We start from the raw sequence: 20,873 nt of genomic DNA, 5'->3' as shown, positions 1-20,873 counted from the left end.
TGAAAAGCAAGTTCCTTATTAGCAACAACTAATTCAGCTGCGCGTTTTTCTTTTTGTTCAATTTGAAAAGCAAGTTCCTTATTAGCCAAAACTAATTCAGCTGCACGTTCTTCTTTTTCCTTATTTTGGATAGAAAGTTTTTCATTTGCAATAACTAACCCTGCTGCAAGTTTCTCAATTTGAACCCATAAAGAATTTTTCTCTTGAAATAAGCTATTCAACTTCGTTCTAAGCTCCGCATTAGCTATATCATCGATATCCATAATAATGTTGGTTTTAAGGGGTGAACTCTTAATATGTAGCTATATGGTTTTTAGAAAAGTCATAAAAACAACTCTCATCTAACCGCTTTAGGCTATAATATAATTATACTCCATCCCAAATATATCATTTAATCAACGAAATATCTTAATAATCTACTAGCTAATCAACTTATTATCAAATATAATTGTTCTAGAATAACAATTTTACTAGAAACTACAGTCACCGATTTTTTTTTTACACCAAACACCTAGCCCCGGGAGTAGTGAAAACCAAATGCCGGTAGAAAACCACTTTTACTGGTGGTGGCAGAGCGACTGCAGGAAGCTCCTGCCAGTGCCTAGAAAAAGGGTTGTAGACCAAATGGGTTGTAACGGATAACGGGAAAAAGCTCCTAAAAAGAATGCTTTAAATAAAATTACTAAAATCTAAATTTTGAAAAATGAATTCATCCTCTTGATTTTCTTCTTGAAAGTAAGTAGTTATTTTTGAAGTGTTTCTAACCACTTCTCCAATCACAATAATTGCTGGAGATGATATTTGTTTGTCTTTTACCAATGCTGAAATGGAACTTATCGTTCCCGCTACTTTTTTCTCTATCGCAGTTGTTCCGTTTTGAATGATGGCAATAGGTAAATCGTCTGTTCTATTTTTTTGATACAACCTGACTATTTCATCCAGTTTGTGCATTCCCATCAAGATCACCACTGTTGCTGATGATCGTGACGCCAAGCTCACATCTTTGGATAATTTATGATCAGATGTAGTACCGGTAATGACCCAGAAACTCTCGGAAACCTTACGTTGGGTTAAACTAATTCCGTTTGAAGCTGGCACACCTAATGCTGACGAAATTCCAGGAACAATGGCGGTTTCTAAACCAAATTGTTGTGCGTATTCTATCTCTTCGCTTCCTCTACCAAAAACGAATGGATCACCGCCTTTTAAACGTACGACGTGACCGTATTTTTTGGCCATTACCACAATCAGTTCATTAATTTGATCCTGACTGTACGCATGACAACCAAAACGCTTTCCTACAAAGATAGCCTCAGCATTTGTCGCGTATGATAGTAGTTCTTCATTCACTAAGGCGTCATACAAAACCACATTAGCATTTTGTAACGCTTTTACCCCTTTTATTGTAATCAAGTCTACGTCTCCAGGGCCTGCGCCTACAATGGTTAACTTTGGTGTCTGTAAATTTTTCATATTATAAAGAATAAACTGCATTAATAAAATTAATATACTAAGTATAAATACTTAAGCAAATATAAGTAATTACTATATACTAGGCGAAAATTTTAACGCTATTGCATCCGAATTCAATTATGATTGGTTTTTGCCTTTTTAATTATTGAAATAGGAATTAGGCCGTCTCGAATATGATAATCTCATAAAAAATAAATCCCAAAATCTAACTTGTAGACTTTGGGATTTTATATTTGAAATGAAAAGTATAAACTACTATTCGATAGGTAAAACTATAGTGGAAGTCACTTGTTCTAAAACCTCAAAAGCGGTTTCTGCCATTTTATTCCCTTTAGTGTCCAAAAGTGGATTTACTTCTACAACTTCGAGACAAACTACCTTTCGACTCTTAATAATCTGATTGATGATAGCAATTACTTCATGTTGATCAAATCCTTTAGCAACAGGCGTTCCTGTACCATATGAAATCATATCACAATCCATAGAGTCTACATCAAACGATATGTAAATTAAATCACAATTTGACAGCTTAGTCAGTGCTTCAGAAACACAAGTTTGAAGTCCTCTATAACGCACTTCATCCACCATATAGTTTCTGATTCCAAATTTTTCAATTTGGCTGTTCTCCGCCTCTTCAGTATCACGAACTCCAAAATAAATTAAATTTTCAGGACGGATTTTAGTACCAGGAGTACCAATGTTTTTCATGTCTTCCCAATGCTTTAACGTTTCGGGAGTAATTTCATTGATTTGGCAATCTAAATTATCTTCTCCTAGAGCTGCTGACAATGGCATTCCATGGATGTTTCCCGATGGCGAAGTGTAAGGCGAATGCAAATCGGCATGCGCATCAATCCAAACGACACCCAATGACTTTGTCGGATAAACCGCTTTGATGCCGCTTATCGTCCCAAGAGCTGAGGAATGATCACCTGAAAGTACAAGAGGAAAATAATTAGCTTGTAAATTATGTTTTACAGCGTAGCTTACTCTCGTGCATTGTTCTACCACGTGTTCGATTCTTTTAGCAAAATTGTTTCTATTTTTATCATAGATGCTTTCGTTGTGCGTTTTCACATCTTCAAACTCAAATCGATTAAAATAATCACTATTTTTATTGATAGCTGCAATTTCGATAGCATCAACCCCTAAATCAGATCCTCGCGTTCCCGCACCAATATCGGATCGGTTTTTTATTAATTTTACAAATCGTTCCATAACAAAATTTTATTTGAAATCGTTAAGTGCTTTTTCAATAATTGCAAGACAGTCTTGAATTTGAGCTTCAGTAATAACTAATGGCGGAGCAAATCTAATTTTATTTCCGTGTGTTGGTTTAGCCAACAGTCCGTAGTCTCTAAATCTCAAACAAATTTGCCAAGCTAAATCAGACTCTTCATCACAATCGATTACGATTGCATTCAACAACCCTTTTCCTCTCACTAAACTAATTAATGAATTTCTTGAAGCGATTTCGTTTAGTCCTTTTCTTAATATTATTCCGAGACGTTCTGCGTTTTCTGATAAATTTTCGTCACGAACTACTTCAAGCGCTGCAACGGCAACAGCAGCGGCAACTGGATTTCCACCAAAAGTAGAACCATGTTGACCTGGCTTGATTACATTCATAATTCCATCATTTGCCAATACGGCAGAAACGGGATATACACCTCCTGAAATTGCTTTCCCTAAAATAAGGATATCTGGTTTTACTTCTGGTTTATTTTCACATCCTTTAGTACAAGAACAATTTCCACAAGTAGCTAATAATCTACCAGTACGGGCAATTCCTGTTTGTACTTCATCTGCAATGAATAATACATTGTGAGCCGCACAAAGTGCTTTGGCTTTTGCCAAATAACCTTCGGTAGGAACATAAACTCCTGCTTCTCCTTGAATAGGTTCTACTAAAAACCCTGCAATATTTTTACTTGATTTTAAAGTTGCTTCTAGAGCGTCAATATCATCATAGGCAATTTTGATAAACCCATCTGTAAACGGACCAAAGTTTTTACGTGCATTTTCGTCATTTGAAAACGAAATGATTGTCGTTGTTCTTCCATGAAAGTTATTCTCACAAACAATAATTTCAGCTTGATTTTCAGGAATCCCTTTTACTTCATAAGCCCATTTTCTACAAATTTTCAAAGCCGTTTCTACCGCTTCGGCACCTGTATTCATAGGTAACACTTTGTCAAAATTGAAATATTTAGTCACATACTCTTCAAAAACGCCCAACTGATCATTATGAAAAGCACGAGAAGTCAATGTTAATGTTTGTGCTTGTTTTACCATTGCTCCAACAATTTTTGGATGACAATGTCCTTGATTTACTGCAGAATATGCAGACAAGAAATCATAATATTTTTTACCATCTACATCCCATACAAAAACTCCTTCTCCTTTTTCAAGAACTACCGGTAATGGATGATAATTATGGGCTCCATATTTATTTTCTTTTTCGATTAACGCTTCTGCTTTTGAAGAGAGTGTTTGATGTGTTTGTTCCATGATATATTTTATTTTTTAATGCTTAGAATACAAAAATACAAATATTTTTTACTTTCGCAATAAAAATAGATGTTTTTGACTTATTTTCTATATTAAAAAGTCAATTGTTGTTCTACAAGCCTTTTAAAAAGTCATATTTTATAAAATAAACCTAGAATTATAATGACGAAAGAAAAAAAACAATTACTTTTATACCTAATAAAGTTACGCATTTTAATTTAAAATAAACTTCATGGATATATTAGATGAATTCGACATTAATATTATAAAGGAATTGGAAAAAGATGGTCGTATGGCATACTCTGCAATTGCTGCGACATTAAAAATATCTAATACTATGGTGCATCAACGCATCAATCGCATGATGGAGCAAGGTATCATTACAGGAATAAAACCCATCATAAACGAAAAGAAAATAGGCTATGACTGGGGCGCTTTCACCGGAATCACACTGAATAAAGATGAAGATTCAAGCAGGATTATAGATGAACTTAAAAAAATTCCTGAGGTAACGGAGTGTTATTACATCACTGGTTCGTATACCTTGTATATAAAAATGATTGCACGTGATCATGAGCACATGAGAAAATTGCTTTATGAAAAAATTGATACCATTCAGGGAATTGCAAAAACAGACTCCATGATTGAATTGGGCTGTGCCTTCAAAAGAAACATTAGTCTTTAAAAATACTTTAGGGTATCGCTAAACAGTTATTAAAAAAACTGTAAATTAGTAGGGCAAATAACATTTCCCTATTTAATTTCGGATATTTGTACATACAAATTTATAGCATTATGAAAAATATAAAATACTTTATTCTGGGGCTTCTTATCTATTCAAACAGCTCTTTCGCACAGTTAAAAGCGACAACTTACAAAGATGGAAATCAGGTTTTAAATGGTTTTAAAATTACACCTACAAAGAAAAGCTCGCAAAAACCCGGAATTTTGATTCTTCCAGCTTGGCATGGAATTGACAAAGCGTCTAAGGATATTGCAGGAGAATTAGCTGCTTTGGGGTATTACGCTTTTATAGCAGATATTTACGGAGAGGGAAATTATCCAAAAGACAATGCAGAAGCTGGTCAAAAATCTGGTTATTATAAAACGAATTATAAGGAATATCAAACAAGAATTTCATTAGCCTTGGAACAATTGATTAAGGCTGGTGCTAATCCAGATAATATTGTAGTTATTGGATATTGCTTTGGAGGAACAGGAGTACTTGAAGCCGCTCGCGGGCATCTTAATGTAAAAGGCGTAGTTTCTTTCCATGGTGGCTTAGGTAGAGACAAAACTAGACCTACTGAAGAAATCACCGCTAAAGTTTTAGTTTGTCACGGTGCAGATGATCCTTATGTATCTGCAGCAGAAATTACAGCGTTTCAACAGGAAATGCGTGACACAAAAGCGGACTGGCAAATGATTTATTATGCAAACGCAGTTCACGGTTTTACCAATCCGGAATATGGAAATGATAATTCAAAAGGTGCTGCTTATAATGCCACAGCGGCAAGACGTTCATTTGAACATTTGAAACTTTTCCTGAATGAGGTTTTAAAAAAGTAATATATTATCCCAACGCATGTAACTATTAAAGCTCAAATTGTACTAATATGATACTTGAAGAGGATTTATTGAAAATACTTTTTGGAAAACCTTAAAAAACCGTTAATTAAAACTGGAAAAAAAATGACTATAACATGCCTTTACGATAAACAATAGACTATTATTATAGTTCTAACAAATTGTACCCTATTTGCATTTTATACCTTTATCAATCTAAAATAGCCCTTAAATGAAAAAAATCCTTGCCTTATTTGTGCTAGCCACTACGCTATCGTGCAGTAGTACAAAAATTACTGAATCAGCTGATAATTCTGATCCCACAAAATACATGAATACAATTACTGCTAACGAGCTAAAAACACATCTTTACATCGTGGCAGCAGATGGAATGGAAGGTCGGGAAACTGGTTCTGCAGGACAAAAAAGAGCAGGAACTTACCTTATCAATCAATATAAAAAAAATGGTATTTCTTTCCCTAAAGCAGCTAGCAGCTTTTACCAAAAAGTCCCTGCTTCATTTTTAAATGCCAAGCGAAATGAGAATCTACCCGATTCAGAGAACATTTGGGCCTTTATTGAAGGTTCAGAGAAACCGAATGAAATCTTGGTTATATCTGCACATTACGATCATGTGGGAGTAAAAAATGGTGATGTCTATAATGGCGCTGATGACGATGGCTCAGGAACCGTTGCGTTACTTGAAATTGCCGAAGCATTCCAAAAGGCAAAAAAAGACGGTCATGGTCCTAAACGTTCCATTATGTTTTTGCATGTAACAGGCGAAGAGCACGGTTTACTAGGGTCTAGCTATTATTCGGCAAATCCTTTATTCCCTATGGAGAATACCATTACCGATATAAATATTGATATGATAGGTCGTCGCGACGAGGCACATGCGAATTCAAATAATTATGTGTACGTTATCGGTGCAGACCGCCTGTCAACTGATTTAGACAACATCACTACCGATGCAAATAAAAAATACGTTCAAATGGAGCTGGACTACAAATACAATGACCTAGCTGATCCTAATCACTTTTATGAGCGTTCTGATCATTATAACTTTGCAAAGCATGGTGTTCCTTCCGTTTTTATATTTAATGGTGTTCATGCCGATTACCATAAAAAAACAGATACTCCAGATAAAATAGAATACGATGCCTTGGCCAAGAGAGCTCAACTTGCTTTTACTATGGCTTGGGAATTAGCTAATCGAGAAAACAGACCTGTTGTAGATAAAAAATAAAACATGGGCAGCTCCGCGCCTCTCCTATCCTCGCAGAGAGCTAATCCCTGATGCAAATACAAAAGAGCTTTGAAGTGATTCAAAGCTCTTTTGTATTTATTAGATGTTCACACACTTCATTTGGAATTTAACAACGCTATACTTTACTTTTTTTCTAAAAATAATATTCGTTTTGATCAATAAAAGTGGATTATAAGGTTATTTATTCTCGTAAGCACTTAGTAGCCTTTTACAATAAGACTAGAAAAAATACTTACCAAAATCGAAAGCAAAATAAAAAAGTAATACAAAAATTACATTTTTATTAGAACCAATAAACAACTTGTTAAATCATTGTTAAACAGTACATTACTTTTAATTATTTGCTTCTATTTATAAAAAATATCATGTAAATTTGGTTGATTTTGAATTTTAAATGATACTATAAAAATATAAATACAATTCCCCCTCGTATTTAAGAATTAAAAAGAAATTGATTCACTGTCACATCCCCAAAAATGCATGTTTTACGTTTTCGACTAAATGAAACTATATACTAACCGTTGAACTATAAATGAACAATCATAAATTGCAGCCCCACCAAAAAATCAATTATTAAATAGCTCCCCAAACCTCCCATACCCTTAATTAAATAATGGTTACTGATTATTTTTAACTTTTAATTGTTTAATTATGAAAAATGAAGTAAAAATTCATGGAGTAAGCTCCTCGTCCCTCAAAGGCCGACGTGAGTTTCTTAAATTAAGTGGAATGGCTGTAGCCGGAACGGGATTATTTCTGGCTGGATGCAGTTCTGATGAAAAAATAGAACTAAATAGTTCTTTTAGCAGCACAGCTAAAATGGGAAATAATGGACATTTCCCTGGTGTAAAAAACGGAGTCTTTGATCTAGGAGGAAATGATTTTGGCGTATTGACCTACGCTTATGCATTAGAACAACTGGAAGCCGACTTTTATACCAAAGTAGTAAATGCTTCAGGTTTTTCATCTACTTTTAATGATATCGAAAAAGAAGTGCTAACCGATCTGTATCACCACGAAGTGATCCATCGTGAATTTTTCAAAACAGCATTGACTTCCGGTTTACCAAACCCGAAACATCAATTGTTACCAAACCTCTCATTTACTTATGGAGATTTAAATTTCAATAATAGAGATCAGGTTTTAGCAACTGCAAAAGCATTAGAAGACACTGGAGTTGCTGCCTACAATGGTGCTGGTCGATTACTATCCAATCCCGATTATCTATTATTAGCAGGGAAAATAGTATCTGTCGAAGCGAGACACGCTTCAGCCATTAGAAGCCTAATTAATCCTAACTCAAAAGATTTTGCAGGTAATGACGTAGTAGATACAACTACAGGTCTTGATGTGAGTAAAAATCCATCGGAGGTAGCTTTAATCGCAGCTACTTTTATCACTACTCCTTTTACCGCAAAATACTTACCATAACCTTAAACCTTAACATTATGAATATTTTAAAATTTATAGAATCGTTCACCACAGAAAATATGATGAACGTTAAAGGCTCTCGAAGAGATATTTTTAGTCAAGTGGGTTTGGTAGGAAAAAATGCCGCATTAACAGCAATTCCGTTTGGAATTGCCGCGTTAACATCAACAAAAGCTAGCGCAGCTGTAAAAGATAGTACGTCAGGAAACCCTGTTGCTGCATTACAATTAGCTCTTACCTTAGAATACTTGGAAAATGAGTTTTACCAATTAGGTTTAGATTCAGGAGTAATACCAGCAGGAGGACGAGAAGAAAAAGTGTTTATGCAGATCGCCGCACACGAAGCAGATCATGTAACTTTTTTACAAAACGGTCTCGGCGCTAATTCTATATCTAAACCAACATTTGACTTTACTGTGGGTGGTGTTTTCGATCCTTTTAATAAGACTGGAATTGGAAATGCTGATGCATATACACAATTCTTGGTATTAGCACAGGCATTTGAAGATACAGGAGTCCGCGCATACAAAGGACAAGCCGCTAATCTAATTTCAACACCCGATTTACTGACTGCAGCATTACGGATCCATTCCGTTGAGGCGAGACATGCATCAGAAGTAAGAAGGCTTCGAGGCCTTAAAGGATGGATAACTGGTAGTGAAAGAGGTGCAGGTATGCCCGCAGCAACACAGGCGGTGTACAATGGAGAAGAAGTTACCTCTCAAGCAGGTTTTAATACCGCTTTGCTATTTGGAGCTGCTGCAGGTTCTGAAGCGTATGACGAACCATTAACAGGAGCCGAAGCTGTTGCTATTGCAAGCTTATTTATCGTATAAGTTAATACTCAAAATTAAACGCACAAAAAAAGCCTCTCATTTCTGAGAGGCTTTTGCCTTTTGGGTGGAAGACGGGGCTCGAACCCGCGACCCTCGGTACCACAAACCGATGCTCTAACCAACTGAGCTACAACCACCATAATGCTTAGCGGTGGCAAAGATACAACATAAGTTCACTTTTGCAAATAATTTTTTCAAAAAAAATCAGGAAATTTAGAGCAAATCTCCTAAACTATTGACTGCCAAATATCTTTCTACCGTAAAACCTTCCGCATAATCTACTCCTGCAAGTCTACCTAAGTCCTGCGAGCGGTAATTCACGCTTTCTAAGAAGTTTTTAGAGGTAATTGGTGACTCTGGTTCTTTAGAATCCTTATCATAAAACTGAGAACCATATGCTAATATCGATTCTATTTTACCAGCTGTAAACCCTGTAATGTCTACGACAAAATCAGGTTCAATATTTTTCCATTGAATGTAATGGTAAACTACTTTAGGCCTCCATACTAACTGCATCTCTCCATCTAGTTCTGTTTCTATTTTCCTCAATCCGGATAAAAAACAAGCGTTAGAAACTAATTTACTCCCTTTTTCGTGATCAATATGACGATCGTCAATAGCATTGCATAACACAACATCCGGTCGGTACTTCCTGATTATTTTTATAATTTCAAGTTGGTGCTTTTCGTCATTAACAAAAAAACCGTCTCGCATCTCCAGATTTTCTCTAACAGAAACCCCAAGAATTTTTGCGGCAGCATTTGCTTCCTGATCTCTAATTTCGGCTGATCCTCGAGTCCCTAGTTCCCCTCGGGTCAAATCAATAATACCAACAGTTTTCCCTAAGGATATTTCTTTTAAAATGGTTCCCGAACACCCCAATTCCACATCATCTGGATGGGCTCCGAAAGCTAATATGTCTAATTTCATTTTTATATTTATTTGTATCTTTTTCTTACTTATTTTCTTTTTTTCTCTAACCTCTTCTCTTCTTACAACATCCGTTTCATTGTCATGGATTTGTTGACGCTCTCCTTCCACTCTTTTCCTGGATTACTATCTTTTGTGATACCACAACCCATATATAAATGTGCCTGATTGTCCTTGATTTTCATACATCTTAGATTGACATACAAATCAGATTTCAAAGTCTCTTTATTAAATGCTTCTTTGTTTAATTCACCAAGAAAACCTGTGTAATACTCTCTGTCATATCCTTCATTTTCCAAAATAAAATCCTTTGCTTCTTGTTTAGGTAAGCCACAGACTGCTGGCGTAGGATGCAAAACAGAAATCACCTGCTTCAAGTTGGAATTATCGTTTAACACACCTTCTATATCTGTTTTAATGTGTAATAAAGCACCCGCTTTTAAAGCATAAGGACTTGATATCGCTACTTCTGAAGTCAGCTCTTTTAAATTATTTAAAATGAAGTCGGTGACGAACTGCTGTTCCTCCATTTCCTTTTTCTCCCAAATTGCTTCGGCTAAACCCTGGCTTTTTTGTGTTCCCGCTAGTGCCATAGTAGAAAACTTTTTATCATCAGCTTTAAGCAATCGTTCTGGCGTAGCGCCCATCCACAAACCTATTTTTGGGTGAAACCAACAATAACAAAAAGCATTTGGGTAGCTTTGAATCAATTTTTCAAAGACTGAAACTAAATCAAAATTAACCAAGTCGATAGTTTCTTTCCTGGAAACCACAACCTTTTTAAAAACACCCTCGCCTATAGCGTCAATTCCTTTTTGAACCAAAGATTCAAAATGTTCTTGACTTTGTTTATTTTCTAATTGAGTAAATGCCGAGTCAGGAGTTTCTTCACCAGAAGTTATCAATGCACTCCATTTTACTGACTGTTCAAAAGGAATCAATATCATTTGGCTGCCTACAAAAGGAGCAAAAACAAAACCAACTTCCTCGAAATTTTCAGCAAAATACAAGTGATCATTTTTCTGAAAATACCCAACCACTTTAATATTATTTGGCTTTTTGTAAAGTACAAAAGGCAAGTTTTGGGATTCTTGTTGTTTTACTTTGATAAAAAAATCAATCATAATTTACCTTATTATAAACCGAAGTTTAATTAATAAAAAAGCCCCCTTACTCTTGTTTTATCGTTCTTTTAGGCAAAACCATATTGGTCAATTTGCAAAGTGAAATGAGACTGTCATTTTCATCGGTAATGCGTATTTCCCAAAGATGGATGCTTCTACCTTTATGAATAATCTTTGCTGTCGCAGTCACTATCCCGTTGCGTTTTGCCTTTAAATGATTTGCCGAAATCTCAATTCCACGTACTTCACTAAGCTCTGGATTAATAAATAAAAATGAAGCCGCACTACCTACGCTTTCTGCCAAGGCCACCGAGGCACCGCCGTGCAAAAGTCCCATAGGTTGATGAACCGTTGGATTCACCGGCATTGTTGCTGTCAAAAAATCTTCTCCAGCATCAACATACTCAATATTTAAGGTTTCCATTAAAGTGTTTTTGGAAATACGATTACAGTATTCCAGTATTTTTTCTTTATCGAATGTCATGAATTTTATTTTATAGAATGTAAATTTAGACAAAAGAGAAGAAACAAAATAGTAAAAATAATCTTTAGCATAGAATTAGCATCTGTTCAAAACATAAATCAAGTAATTATTCTTGAACTTAGGAACAGCTATTTTTAATTTAAACCATTAAAAGCAACTAAACCTTATTAGGGTAATTGTTTTGTTTTTATTCATCCATACTTACAGAAACGCTTTACTGTTAGCATTAAAAAACGTCACATTACAAATTCTAATCTAAAATTCAGTACCATTCAAATGAGTTTTTTCCTATTTTTACACAAAATCAAACGAAATGCGTCCTTTCTCTCTATTGTTTCTTATCGGAATACTGCTGTCAGTTTGCTCTTGCCGCTCTGATTTTGAAACTGTTGCAAGTACAGGAGATTTAACTTTTTCAAAGGACACGATCTACCTAGATACCGTTTTCACCAATATAGGCTCCAGTACGTACCGACTAAAAGTATACAATAAAAGTAAAAATGACATTACCATTCCCACGATAAAACTGGCTAAAGGACTAAATTCTAAATACCGAATGACCGTGGACGGAATGCAAGGAAGCGAAGGAAAATCTTTTAAAAACGTAGACCTACTTGCAAAAGACAGCCTATATATTTTTATAGAAACGACTGCCAAAATCACCGATGCTAACCCATCAGACTTTCTCTATACCGACCAAATTGAATTTGACGCCGGAACAAATTTACAAAAGGTAGAATTAGTGACGCTTATCCAAGATGCCGTTTTCTTATATCCAAAACGCTTTGCAGATGGTGCTACCGAAACACTTCCGTTAGGTGACGAAAAAATATATGGTTTTTATCTGGATGAAAATGATCCCGTAAATGGAAACGAACTCGTATTCACTAATCAAAAGCCGTATGTTATTTACGGATACGCTGCAGTTCCCACAGGAAAAAAAGTTGTTTTTAATTCAGGATCTCGTGTCCATTTCCATGCTAACTCCGGACTTATCGTGAGCAATAAAGCCTCCATAAATATCAATGGATCCAAATCAAATTCAGCTCTCTCTGAAAATGAAGTTGTTTTTGAAGGCGACCGGCTAGAACCTGAATATGCTGATGTTCCCGGACAATGGGGAACAATCTGGCTTACAAATGGCAGCACAAATAATATCATAAATCATTTGACTATTAAAAATGCCACTATTGGTCTACTAATTCAAAACAATGATGGAACAACAGTATCCATAAAAAATACGCAGATTTACGACTCGTCTAATTATGGGATCTTAGCCCAAACAGCAAAAATCAATGGCGAAAACATAGTAATTAATTCTGCTGGACTAGCGAGTCTAGCTTGTTCTTACGGCGGAAACTATAAATTCACTCATTCCACATTCAATAATAACTGGAACAGTTCGTCGCAAGTTGCCGTTTCCATAGACAATTTTATTACAGGCGCTGTTCCCGAAGTGAAAGACTTAACGCAAGCTACTTTTAACAATTGTATTATTTATGGTTCGTATTCGAATGAGCTAAGCTTATCAAAAAAAACAACGGCCACATTTGCCTATCAATTCAATAATTGCTTGATAAAATATGATGCTACAACCACAAATCCAGATTACCAGTTCACGACCGATGCCGCACACTATTCAGCAATTATACTAAATAAAAGTCCGAAATTTTATAATATAAACTTGAATAAATTGAATATTGACGAAACTTCTGGCGCTTTTGCAAAAGGGAATTCGGTCTATTCGATTCCATTAGATATTCTAGGAAACCCAAGAACTACGCCTCCTGATTTAGGTGCTTATCAAACTAAACCATTCCCTAAATAACAGTAGCTAAAACTTCGTTTTTCCATATTCCAAATTAAACATTCGACCTTATTGTTTTTTTTTACATTTCGAGTATAGAATTTCGAATGCGGAAAATTCATATTCTGGTCGTTCTGTCTAAATTATACCTTCTTTAAAAAGTCGTTTTTTACACTTGTTCTTACTGTTTTTTTAGACTAAATTTGCACCGTAATACAACAAACTACACAACAATGATCCATTTCTTTGAAAACCAAAGCAAAGCAATTTTTGCAGTACAAACGCAAGGCGAAATTTCAGCTCAAGACATTTCAAAATTAAACTGGCTTTTTGCCGACTCAAATAAAATCGAAAAATCCGTCCTGACGGATTTTTTTGTTGGTCCCCGCGCCGCTATGGTAACTCCTTGGAGTACTAATGCCGTTGAAATTACCCAAAACATGGCAATTTCAGGAATCATCAGAATTGAGGAGTTTCATTATGCTACAGCTGATTCTGCCGATTTTGACCCCATGCTTTCGCAAAAATACTCCGAGTTAAATCAAACTATTTTTACTATCAATATCGCACCAGAAGCCATTTTAGATATTGATGATATTGCAGCATACAACAAACAAGAAGGATTGTCTTTAAGTCCAGAAGAAGTAGAATACCTTGATAACTTAGCTGTTAAAATAGGTAGAAAACTAACTGATTCTGAAATCTTTGGTTTCTCGCAAGCCAATTCAGAGCACTGTCGTCACAAGATTTTCAACGGGAAATTTGTTATTGATGGTGTAGAAAAAGAATCTTCTTTATTCAAAATGATTAAGAAAACATCGTTAGAAAATCCTAACGACATCGTTTCGGCATATAAAGACAATGTGGCTTTTGTAAAAGGGCCTCGTGTAGAGCAATTTGCTCCAAAAAGCGCAGACAAACCTGATTTTTATCAACTAACAGAATTTGATTCGGTTATTTCCTTAAAAGCAGAAACACATAATTTCCCAACAACTGTAGAGCCTTTCAACGGAGCTGCAACCGGTTCAGGTGGAGAAATTCGGGATCGTCTAGCAGGTGGACAAGGTTCATTACCTATGGCAGGAACAGCAGTTTACATGACTTCGTATTCTCGTCTAGAAGAAAACAGACCTTGGGAAAACGGAATGAACGAAAGAAAATGGTTGTACCAAACACCAATGGATATCTTAATCAAAGCCTCTAACGGAGCTTCTGATTTTGGAAACAAATTTGGGCAACCGCTTATTACAGGTTCTGTTCTGACTTTCGAACATGAAGAAGATGCCCGTAAATTAGGTTTCGACAAAGTGATTATGCAAGCGGGTGGAATTGGTTACGGAAAATTAGAACAAGCAATCAAAAAAACACCACAAACAGGAGACAAAATCGTTATTCTGGGTGGAGAAAATTATAGAATCGGAATGGGTGGAGCTGCGGTTTCTTCTGCAGATACAGGAGCTTTTAGTTCAGGTATCGAGTTGAACGCAATCCAACGTTCGAATCCAGAAATGCAAAAAAGAGTTGCCAATGCGATTCGCGGATTGGTAGAAAGCAATGAAAACCCAATTGTATCCATTCACGATCACGGAGCTGGAGGACATTTAAACTGTCTGTCAGAACTAGTGGAAGATACCGGAGGTTTAATTGACTTAGACAAATTGCCTGTGGGTGACCCTACCCTTTCGGCAAAAGAGATTATCGGTAACGAGTCTCAAGAAAGAATGGGGTTAGTTATTGGTCAGAAAGACATTGACACCTTACAAAAAATTGCTGATAGAGAGCGCGCTCCTATGTATCAAGTAGGGGACGTGACTGGAGACCATCGTTTTACTTTCGAATCAAAAACTACTGGCGCTAAACCAATGGATTTTGCTTTAGAAGACTTTTTTGGAAGTTCTCCAAAAGTGATCATGACTGATAAAACTATCGATAGAAATTATGCTGATTTAGAATACAGTGTAAAAAACATATCAACTTATCTGGAACAAGTGCTTCAACTAGAAGCTGTGGCTTGTAAAGACTGGTTAACAAACAAAGTAGACCGTTGTGTGGGTGGTAAAGTTGCCAAACAACAATGTGCTGGACCGTTGCAATTGCCGTTGAATAATTGTGGTGTAATGGCTTTAGATTATAACGGAAAAGAAGGAATTGCCACTTCTATCGGGCACTCGCCTGTAGCGGCCTTACTTGACCCTGTTGCAGGAAGTAGAACTGCTATTGCTGAGGCTTTATCGAATATTGTTTGGGCACCTATCAAAGACGGCTTGGACGGAATTTCACTTTCGGCTAACTGGATGTGGGCTTGTAAAAACGAAGGAGAAGATGCTCGTTTGTATGCAGCAGTAGAAAGTTGCTCGAATTTTGCAATCGAATTGGGAATCAATATTCCAACAGGAAAAGATTCGCTTTCGATGAAACAAAAATATCCAAATGAAGAAGTAATTGCGCCGGGAACGGTTATTATTACTGCAGGAGGAAATTGTACTGATGTTAAAAAAGTGGTAGAACCTGTACTTCAAAGAGACGGTGGTTCTATCTATTATATCAATTTATCACAAGATGAATACAAACTAGGTGGTTCATCGCTTGCACAAACGCTGAACACTATAGGGAAAGACGCACCAACGATTAAAGACTCAGCTTTCTTTAAAAGAGCGTTCAATACGATTCAGGAATTAATCCTAGAAGACAATATTCTTGCAGGACACGATATAGGAAGTGGTGGTTTGATCACTACCCTATTGGAAATGTGTTTTGCCGATAACAATTTAGGAGCTAAAATAAACTTCTCTGTTTTTGAAGAGAAAGATATCATCAAATACTTGTTTGCAGAGAACATCGGAATCGTTTTCCAAGCAAAAGACGATGCCGCATTAGAAAGCAAACTAAAAGCAAACAATGTCGCTTTCTACAAAATGGGAACGGTAACTACCGAAGCAACTTTAGACTTTGGTCCTTGCAAATTAGACATTGCGAAATACAGAGATATTTGGTTTAAAACATCCTTTTTATTAGACCAAAAACAATCTAAAAACGGAACGGCACAAGCACGTTTTGACAATTACAAAAACCAAGCATTAAATTATACATTCCCAACACATTTCACAGGAAAAAAACCTATAATCGATGCTTCACAAGCACGTCCAAAAGCGGCAATTATCCGTGAAAAAGGAAGTAACTCTGAACGCGAAATGGCAAACGCTATGTACCTTGCTGGTTTTGATGTCAAAGACGTTCACATGACCGATTTGATTTCAGGTCGTGAGACATTAGAAGACATTCAGTTCATTGGAGCTGTTGGAGGTTTTTCTAACTCAGATGTACTGGGTTCTGCCAAAGGTTGGGCGGGCGCTTTTAAATACAATGAAAAAGCAAATACTGCCTTGAAAAACTTCTTCAAACGTGAAGATACTTTATCAGTAGGAATTTGTAACGGTTGTCAGTTGTTTATGGAACTGGAAGTAATCAATCCAGAGCATGAAGTACACGGGAAAATGTTGCATAACGAAAGTCACAAACACGAAAGTATCTTTACCTCAGTAACGGTACAGGAAAACAAATCAGTGATGTTGTCTTCATTAGCAGGAAGCACATTAGGAGTTTGGGTTTCACATGGAGAAGGTAAATTTAACTTACCAATGGGTGAAGAAAATTACAATATCGTGGCTAAATACGGTTATGAAGGCTATCCTGCAAACCCGAATGGTTCTGATTTCAACACAGCCATGCTTTGTGATAAAACTGGTCGTCACCTGGTGATGATGCCACACATTGAGCGTTCTACATTTCAATGGAACTGGGCACATTATCCAAAGGATAGAAACGATGAAGTTTCGCCTTGGCATGAAGCCTTTGTGAATGCCAAAAAATGGATTGACAAAAAATAAGTTTTAGTTATAAATATATAGAAAGCGTTCTCGAAAGAGAGCGCTTTTTTTGTGGGAATGAATACTATTTGAGGTAGACAATTCGGTAACTTTTCCGCAATGTTCAAGTTAGACAAAGAAGCGTCTTCGGTGGAAAAATACATGATAAACTGTTTAAAATTATCTATTCCATAAGCCTCCACATTATCAACAATCGCAGCTACTCTGGTATTTTGGGATGGCAGAATTAAACTTTTAATGTTTTCCTGTCTAGCTTAAACTTCAATTGACATACGTGGCTTATTCAGGCACGAACTCTTTTAATTCTAAGATAACGCCGTAAACTTCATTTTATTTAAGCAAATAAGAACTTCATTTAAAGGTTATAAAAACATATCTAATTGAAATTATTTTTAATTTAAAAAAAAGAAAATCGATTAAACACCTGTTTATCCGTTTAAATGTATTTATATTTAATAAATAAACCAAGGATATACATTTATTGATCTAACTCTTTAAATAAATCCTATAAAAAACCTTCTCATATGATAAAACTGAAAATTTTAGCCATTTTATTTTGTGTTACACATTCAATTTATTCACAAAAAAGCCTAACAGCATTGGGGGGGGAAGCCACAGGAAGTGGTGGTACATTAAGTTATTCTGTTGGACAATTGGCAAACAAGCCTTATTCTGGGATTAACGGAACAACAATGCATGGTGTTCAACAAAGTATTGAACTTTATACTTTAAGCAACCCTGAATTTAAAGCGCTAACTTTAACCGCTGCTACCTATCCTAACCCAACTACAGATCACATTGTGCTTAAGTTAATGGACTCTAATTTAACAAGTCTTAACTACACTTTGTATGATATTCAAGGTAGAACTGTCTCAAAAGGACAAGTATTGCATGATGCTACTCAAATAACCATGCAACACTTAGAAATGGGTATTTACATCCTAAAAGTGAACCAAAACAGCAAAGAATTAAAATCCTTTAAAATCATTAAACATTAAAGATTATGAAAAAATTATACACACTAATAGTCGCATTAATAATTACTTCTACCAGTTTTGCTCAAGCCCCAAGCAAGTTGAGTTATCAAGCAATTGTGAGAGATATTAATAACACCCTTTTAGTAGACAAAGCTGTAGGCACACAAATAAGTATATTGCAAGGTTCTATCTCAGGGACATCCGTTTATGTAGAAAAAATTAATACAAAAACAAATACAAACGGATTAGTAACCTTCGAAATAGGAACAGGAACTCCTATTTCTGGTGATTTTTCGAACATTGATTGGGGATCCGACTCCTTTTTTCTTAAAACAGAAACAGATCCTACCGGAGGAAGCGATTACACCATTACTGGGACTAGCCAAATGTTAAGTGTGCCTTATGCACTTTATGCAAAAACATCGGGTAGTTCTACAGCTGGTCCACAAGGTTTAACAGGGCCCCAAGGAGCAAAAGGTGATACTGGAGTAACAGGAGCACAAGGAGCTGTTGGACCCCAAGGAGTAAAAGGTGATACTGGTGTAACAGGTGCACAAGGAGTTGTTGGACCTCAAGGCGCAAAAGGTGATACTGGAGTAGCAGGTGCACAAGGAGATGTTGGACCGCAAGGTGCAAAAGGTGACACTGGAGTAATAGGGGCACAAGGAGATGTTGGACCTCAAGGAACAAAAGGTGATACCGGTGTAACAGGTACACAAGGAGCTGTTGGACCTCAAGGAGTAAAAGGTGATACTGGTGTAACAGGTACACAAGGAGATGTTGGACCGCAAGGCGCAAAAGGTGATACTGGAATAACAGGACCCCAAGGAGCTGTTGGAGCTCAAGGAGTAAAAGGTGATACTGGTGTAACAGGGGCACAAGGAGATGTTGGACCGCAAGGCGCAAAAGGTGACACTGGAGTAACAGGGCACAAGGAAATCTTGGACCGCAAGGAGTAAAAGGTGACACTGGTGCTACAGGTCTGCTTTCGAGCGGTACGGTAGCGGGTAACACTCCATATTGGAATGGTTCTGTTTGGGTGACAAACTCAAGCAATATTCATAACAACGGAGCTAATGTGGGTATAGGAGTTGTAAATCCAGGTTCTGCTTTAGAGGTAGCCGGAACTGTAACAGCAACTGGGTTAAATTCCATCGGTGTAGATATCGTTAAATCACTTGAAACAAATGCAAATGTAAACCTTACTAGCAGTACCTTCAATAAATCATTGATAGTAGTATTGAAAAACACAGGAGTAAGTGATATATACGTGACTTATAGCCCAGGATCTATGATAAGTTTGTCGGCCGGAAAAACAGGTATATTTATGATGCAGTTCGCAGGTAACTTTAGTTTTATAAATTCATTCTAGGTTCTTCATATCTTATTATAACCCAGTTGTGCAAAATGTATCTACTGCGCAAATGTCTTCGACTTTGCGCAATTTAATACGTTATTACAAAATAAATCATAATTAAAGTCTTGTGCCTTTTAAAAAGACAACTTTTTTACTTGTTTGAGTCATAGTAATCGGGCATTTGCAAATCTAGTGGAATTACCGTGTTTTATCATGTTTTCATAAATCAGAAAGTACTCGTTTTCATAACTTGTAAACGTCTAGAAGCACGAGAAAGTTGGTGACAATATTATGAAACACTTTAAAGAACACGAACACATTTTGACTGACAATTAAAAATACAAATTGAATGAACAAGGAAGAAAAAATATCAGCTGCACAATAAATGTTAGGTGACTTTGTGCCAAAACTTTTGGTTTATACTGACAATGTACTTTTTGGTGACTTATGGAAGGAAAAGAGCTTTCACGTCGAGAATGAGGCCTAATTACTGTAGCAGCTTTGGTCGTCGGCGAACATTCTGGCAATTTAAATTTTGCAAAAGAACACGGATTGACCGAAGGAAAACACAAAGAAATCATTACTCATTTAGCATTCTACACAGGCTGGCCAAAAACCATGACTGCGGTAATGATCGCAAAAGAGGGCTTTGAAAATGAAAAATAATATGAATCAAAAAAAGATTGGCATTTTTGAGAGAATGAATATTGGAGGATTAATTCCTTTTACCGACTCCGAATATCTAAAAAAATTTGAAGGAATTTCTAAAACAATTAATTTATCAATTGCACACAATACATCAACTAATGTTGATAAAATTAGAGAACGATTGAGTGAAATAGTTGGACAGCAGATTGATAAAGGTACAACGATCTTCACACCATTTCATACCAACTTTGGAAGACGTATTTAGATTGACAAAAAATAAGTTTTAGTTATTAATATATAGAAAGCGTTCTCGAAAGAGAGCGCTTTTTTTGTGGAGTCTATTTAAATTATTTTGGGCTTGACCGCAAGGGTCAGACTATTCGCTACAATCTCTATTGTCTCGTTTTAAGAACGAGACAATAGAGGATTTTCGCTGCTATCCTTCACGCGCTTCACACAAGAACTATCCTACTCGTACCGGATATGATTGCATTTTGAACAAAAAAAATCCTAATAACCTTTTGTATAATGATGTACAAATGGGTTATTAGGAATGAAAATCCTATAAATTT

The 20,873-nt window shown here is 36.1% G+C and carries 18 protein-coding genes, 1 tRNA gene and 1 pseudogene; 12 read left to right on the top strand and 8 right to left on the bottom strand.

What is annotated here, in order from left to right; genetic code table 11:
* The 4 genes and pseudogenes from AAC069_RS14085 to rocD form a co-directional block, all read right to left on the bottom strand.
* A pseudogene (locus AAC069_RS14085) lies at positions 1-263 on the bottom strand (hypothetical protein); the annotation flags it as partial.
* 406 nt (positions 264-669) lie between these two features.
* Complete coding sequence (gene cobA / locus AAC069_RS14080; RefSeq protein ID WP_339921094.1) at positions 670-1,473, bottom strand: uroporphyrinogen-III C-methyltransferase; 804 nt, start codon at positions 1,471-1,473, stop codon at positions 670-672.
* 255 nt (positions 1,474-1,728) lie between these two features.
* Entirely contained in the window at positions 1,729-2,691 is a 963-nt protein-coding gene (gene rocF, locus AAC069_RS14075) for an arginase (protein ID WP_339921093.1), read from the bottom strand.
* Positions 2,692-2,700: 9 nt separating this feature from the next.
* Positions 2,701-3,984, bottom strand: coding sequence for an ornithine--oxo-acid transaminase (gene rocD / locus AAC069_RS14070; RefSeq protein WP_339921092.1), 1,284 nt, complete (start codon positions 3,982-3,984; stop codon positions 2,701-2,703).
* A gap of 232 nt (positions 3,985-4,216) precedes the next feature.
* Here rocD and AAC069_RS14065 point away from each other — a divergent pair, with 232 nt between their 5' ends.
* From AAC069_RS14065 to AAC069_RS14045, 5 genes are all read left to right on the top strand, one after another.
* Positions 4,217-4,669 (top strand): Lrp/AsnC ligand binding domain-containing protein, encoded by a 453-nt coding sequence (locus tag AAC069_RS14065; protein ID WP_091093044.1) that lies wholly within the window; start codon positions 4,217-4,219, stop codon positions 4,667-4,669.
* A gap of 110 nt (positions 4,670-4,779) precedes the next feature.
* Complete coding sequence (locus AAC069_RS14060; RefSeq protein ID WP_339921091.1) at positions 4,780-5,553, top strand: dienelactone hydrolase family protein; 774 nt, start codon at positions 4,780-4,782, stop codon at positions 5,551-5,553.
* A gap of 229 nt (positions 5,554-5,782) precedes the next feature.
* A complete protein-coding gene (locus AAC069_RS14055; protein ID WP_339921090.1) occupies positions 5,783-6,799 on the top strand; it encodes a M28 family metallopeptidase in 1,017 nt (338 codons plus the stop codon).
* Between the two features lie 672 nt (positions 6,800-7,471).
* Positions 7,472-8,251, top strand: coding sequence for a ferritin-like domain-containing protein (locus AAC069_RS14050; RefSeq protein ID WP_339921089.1), 780 nt, complete (start codon positions 7,472-7,474; stop codon positions 8,249-8,251).
* 17 nt (positions 8,252-8,268) lie between these two features.
* A complete protein-coding gene (locus tag AAC069_RS14045; RefSeq protein ID WP_339921088.1) occupies positions 8,269-9,087 on the top strand; it encodes a ferritin-like domain-containing protein in 819 nt (272 codons plus the stop codon).
* A gap of 62 nt (positions 9,088-9,149) precedes the next feature.
* Here AAC069_RS14045 and AAC069_RS14040 read toward each other — a convergent pair.
* The 4 genes from AAC069_RS14040 to AAC069_RS14025 all read right to left on the bottom strand — a co-directional run bounded on the left by AAC069_RS14040 (position 9,150) and on the right by AAC069_RS14025 (position 11,625).
* A tRNA-His gene (locus AAC069_RS14040) sits at positions 9,150-9,225 on the bottom strand.
* A gap of 75 nt (positions 9,226-9,300) precedes the next feature.
* Positions 9,301-10,017, bottom strand: a complete 717-nt coding sequence (bshB1, locus tag AAC069_RS14035) for a bacillithiol biosynthesis deacetylase BshB1 (protein WP_339921087.1) — start codon at positions 10,015-10,017, stop codon at positions 9,301-9,303.
* A gap of 62 nt (positions 10,018-10,079) precedes the next feature.
* Positions 10,080-11,141 carry an isochorismate synthase gene (locus tag AAC069_RS14030; protein ID WP_339921086.1) on the bottom strand — a complete coding sequence of 354 codons (1,062 nt, stop codon included), beginning with the start codon at positions 11,139-11,141 and terminating at the stop codon, positions 10,080-10,082.
* A gap of 46 nt (positions 11,142-11,187) precedes the next feature.
* On the bottom strand, positions 11,188-11,625 hold the full coding sequence (locus AAC069_RS14025; RefSeq protein ID WP_091093027.1) for a PaaI family thioesterase: 438 nt from the start codon (positions 11,623-11,625) through the stop codon (positions 11,188-11,190).
* Between the two features lie 313 nt (positions 11,626-11,938).
* Here AAC069_RS14025 and AAC069_RS14020 point away from each other — a divergent pair, with 313 nt between their 5' ends.
* From AAC069_RS14020 to AAC069_RS13990, 7 genes are all read left to right on the top strand, one after another.
* Positions 11,939-13,453 carry a hypothetical protein gene (locus AAC069_RS14020; RefSeq protein WP_339921085.1) on the top strand — a complete coding sequence of 505 codons (1,515 nt, stop codon included), beginning with the start codon at positions 11,939-11,941 and terminating at the stop codon, positions 13,451-13,453.
* A gap of 212 nt (positions 13,454-13,665) precedes the next feature.
* Positions 13,666-17,319: a phosphoribosylformylglycinamidine synthase gene (purL, locus tag AAC069_RS14015; protein ID WP_339921084.1), complete on the top strand. Its 3,654-nt coding sequence runs from the start codon at positions 13,666-13,668 to the stop codon at positions 17,317-17,319.
* A gap of 524 nt (positions 17,320-17,843) precedes the next feature.
* Positions 17,844-18,317, top strand: a complete 474-nt coding sequence (locus AAC069_RS14010) for a T9SS type A sorting domain-containing protein (RefSeq protein WP_339921083.1) — start codon at positions 17,844-17,846, stop codon at positions 18,315-18,317.
* Positions 18,318-18,322: 5 nt separating this feature from the next.
* Positions 18,323-19,255: a hypothetical protein gene (locus AAC069_RS14005; RefSeq protein WP_339921082.1), complete on the top strand. Its 933-nt coding sequence runs from the start codon at positions 18,323-18,325 to the stop codon at positions 19,253-19,255.
* Between the two features lie 80 nt (positions 19,256-19,335).
* Complete coding sequence (locus AAC069_RS14000; protein ID WP_339921081.1) at positions 19,336-19,668, top strand: hypothetical protein; 333 nt, start codon at positions 19,336-19,338, stop codon at positions 19,666-19,668.
* Positions 19,669-20,139: 471 nt separating this feature from the next.
* A complete protein-coding gene (locus AAC069_RS13995) occupies positions 20,140-20,319 on the top strand; it encodes a carboxymuconolactone decarboxylase family protein (protein WP_339921096.1) in 180 nt (59 codons plus the stop codon).
* 1 nt (position 20,320) lies between these two features.
* On the top strand, positions 20,321-20,566 hold the full coding sequence (locus AAC069_RS13990; protein ID WP_339921080.1) for a hypothetical protein: 246 nt from the start codon (positions 20,321-20,323) through the stop codon (positions 20,564-20,566).
* Positions 20,567-20,873: the final 307 nt, after the last annotated feature.

Source organism: uncultured Flavobacterium sp., from assembly GCF_963974175.1.
Lineage (GTDB): Bacteria > Bacteroidota > Bacteroidia > Flavobacteriales > Flavobacteriaceae > Flavobacterium.
The sequence above is the reverse complement of the archived record's forward strand: the minus strand, read 5'-3'. Positions and strand labels throughout refer to the sequence as shown.

Bases quoted from the DNA above. Each gene is read 5' to 3' on its own strand.
- AAC069_RS14050 (WP_339921089.1), top strand. From the start codon at position 7,472: ATGAAAAATGAAGTAAAAATTCATGGAGTAAGCTCCTCGTCCCTCAAA.
- AAC069_RS14010 (WP_339921083.1), top strand. From the start codon at position 17,844: ATGATAAAACTGAAAATTTTAGCCATTTTATTTTGTGTTACACATTCA.
- AAC069_RS14045 (WP_339921088.1), top strand. From the start codon at position 8,269: ATGAATATTTTAAAATTTATAGAATCGTTCACCACAGAAAATATGATG.
- AAC069_RS14005 (WP_339921082.1), top strand. From the start codon at position 18,323: ATGAAAAAATTATACACACTAATAGTCGCATTAATAATTACTTCTACC.
- cobA (WP_339921094.1), bottom strand. From the start codon at position 1,473: ATGAAAAATTTACAGACACCAAAGTTAACCATTGTAGGCGCAGGCCCT.
- AAC069_RS14065 (WP_091093044.1), top strand. From the start codon at position 4,217: ATGGATATATTAGATGAATTCGACATTAATATTATAAAGGAATTGGAA.
- AAC069_RS14025 (WP_091093027.1), bottom strand. From the start codon at position 11,625: ATGACATTCGATAAAGAAAAAATACTGGAATACTGTAATCGTATTTCC.
- bshB1 (WP_339921087.1), bottom strand. From the start codon at position 10,017: ATGAAATTAGACATATTAGCTTTCGGAGCCCATCCAGATGATGTGGAA.
- purL (WP_339921084.1), top strand. From the start codon at position 13,666: ATGATCCATTTCTTTGAAAACCAAAGCAAAGCAATTTTTGCAGTACAA.
- rocD (WP_339921092.1), bottom strand. From the start codon at position 3,984: ATGGAACAAACACATCAAACACTCTCTTCAAAAGCAGAAGCGTTAATC.
- rocF (WP_339921093.1), bottom strand. From the start codon at position 2,691: ATGGAACGATTTGTAAAATTAATAAAAAACCGATCCGATATTGGTGCG.
- AAC069_RS14055 (WP_339921090.1), top strand. From the start codon at position 5,783: ATGAAAAAAATCCTTGCCTTATTTGTGCTAGCCACTACGCTATCGTGC.
- AAC069_RS14060 (WP_339921091.1), top strand. From the start codon at position 4,780: ATGAAAAATATAAAATACTTTATTCTGGGGCTTCTTATCTATTCAAAC.
- AAC069_RS14030 (WP_339921086.1), bottom strand. From the start codon at position 11,141: ATGATTGATTTTTTTATCAAAGTAAAACAACAAGAATCCCAAAACTTG.
- AAC069_RS14020 (WP_339921085.1), top strand. From the start codon at position 11,939: ATGCGTCCTTTCTCTCTATTGTTTCTTATCGGAATACTGCTGTCAGTT.
- AAC069_RS13990 (WP_339921080.1), top strand. From the start codon at position 20,321: ATGAATCAAAAAAAGATTGGCATTTTTGAGAGAATGAATATTGGAGGA.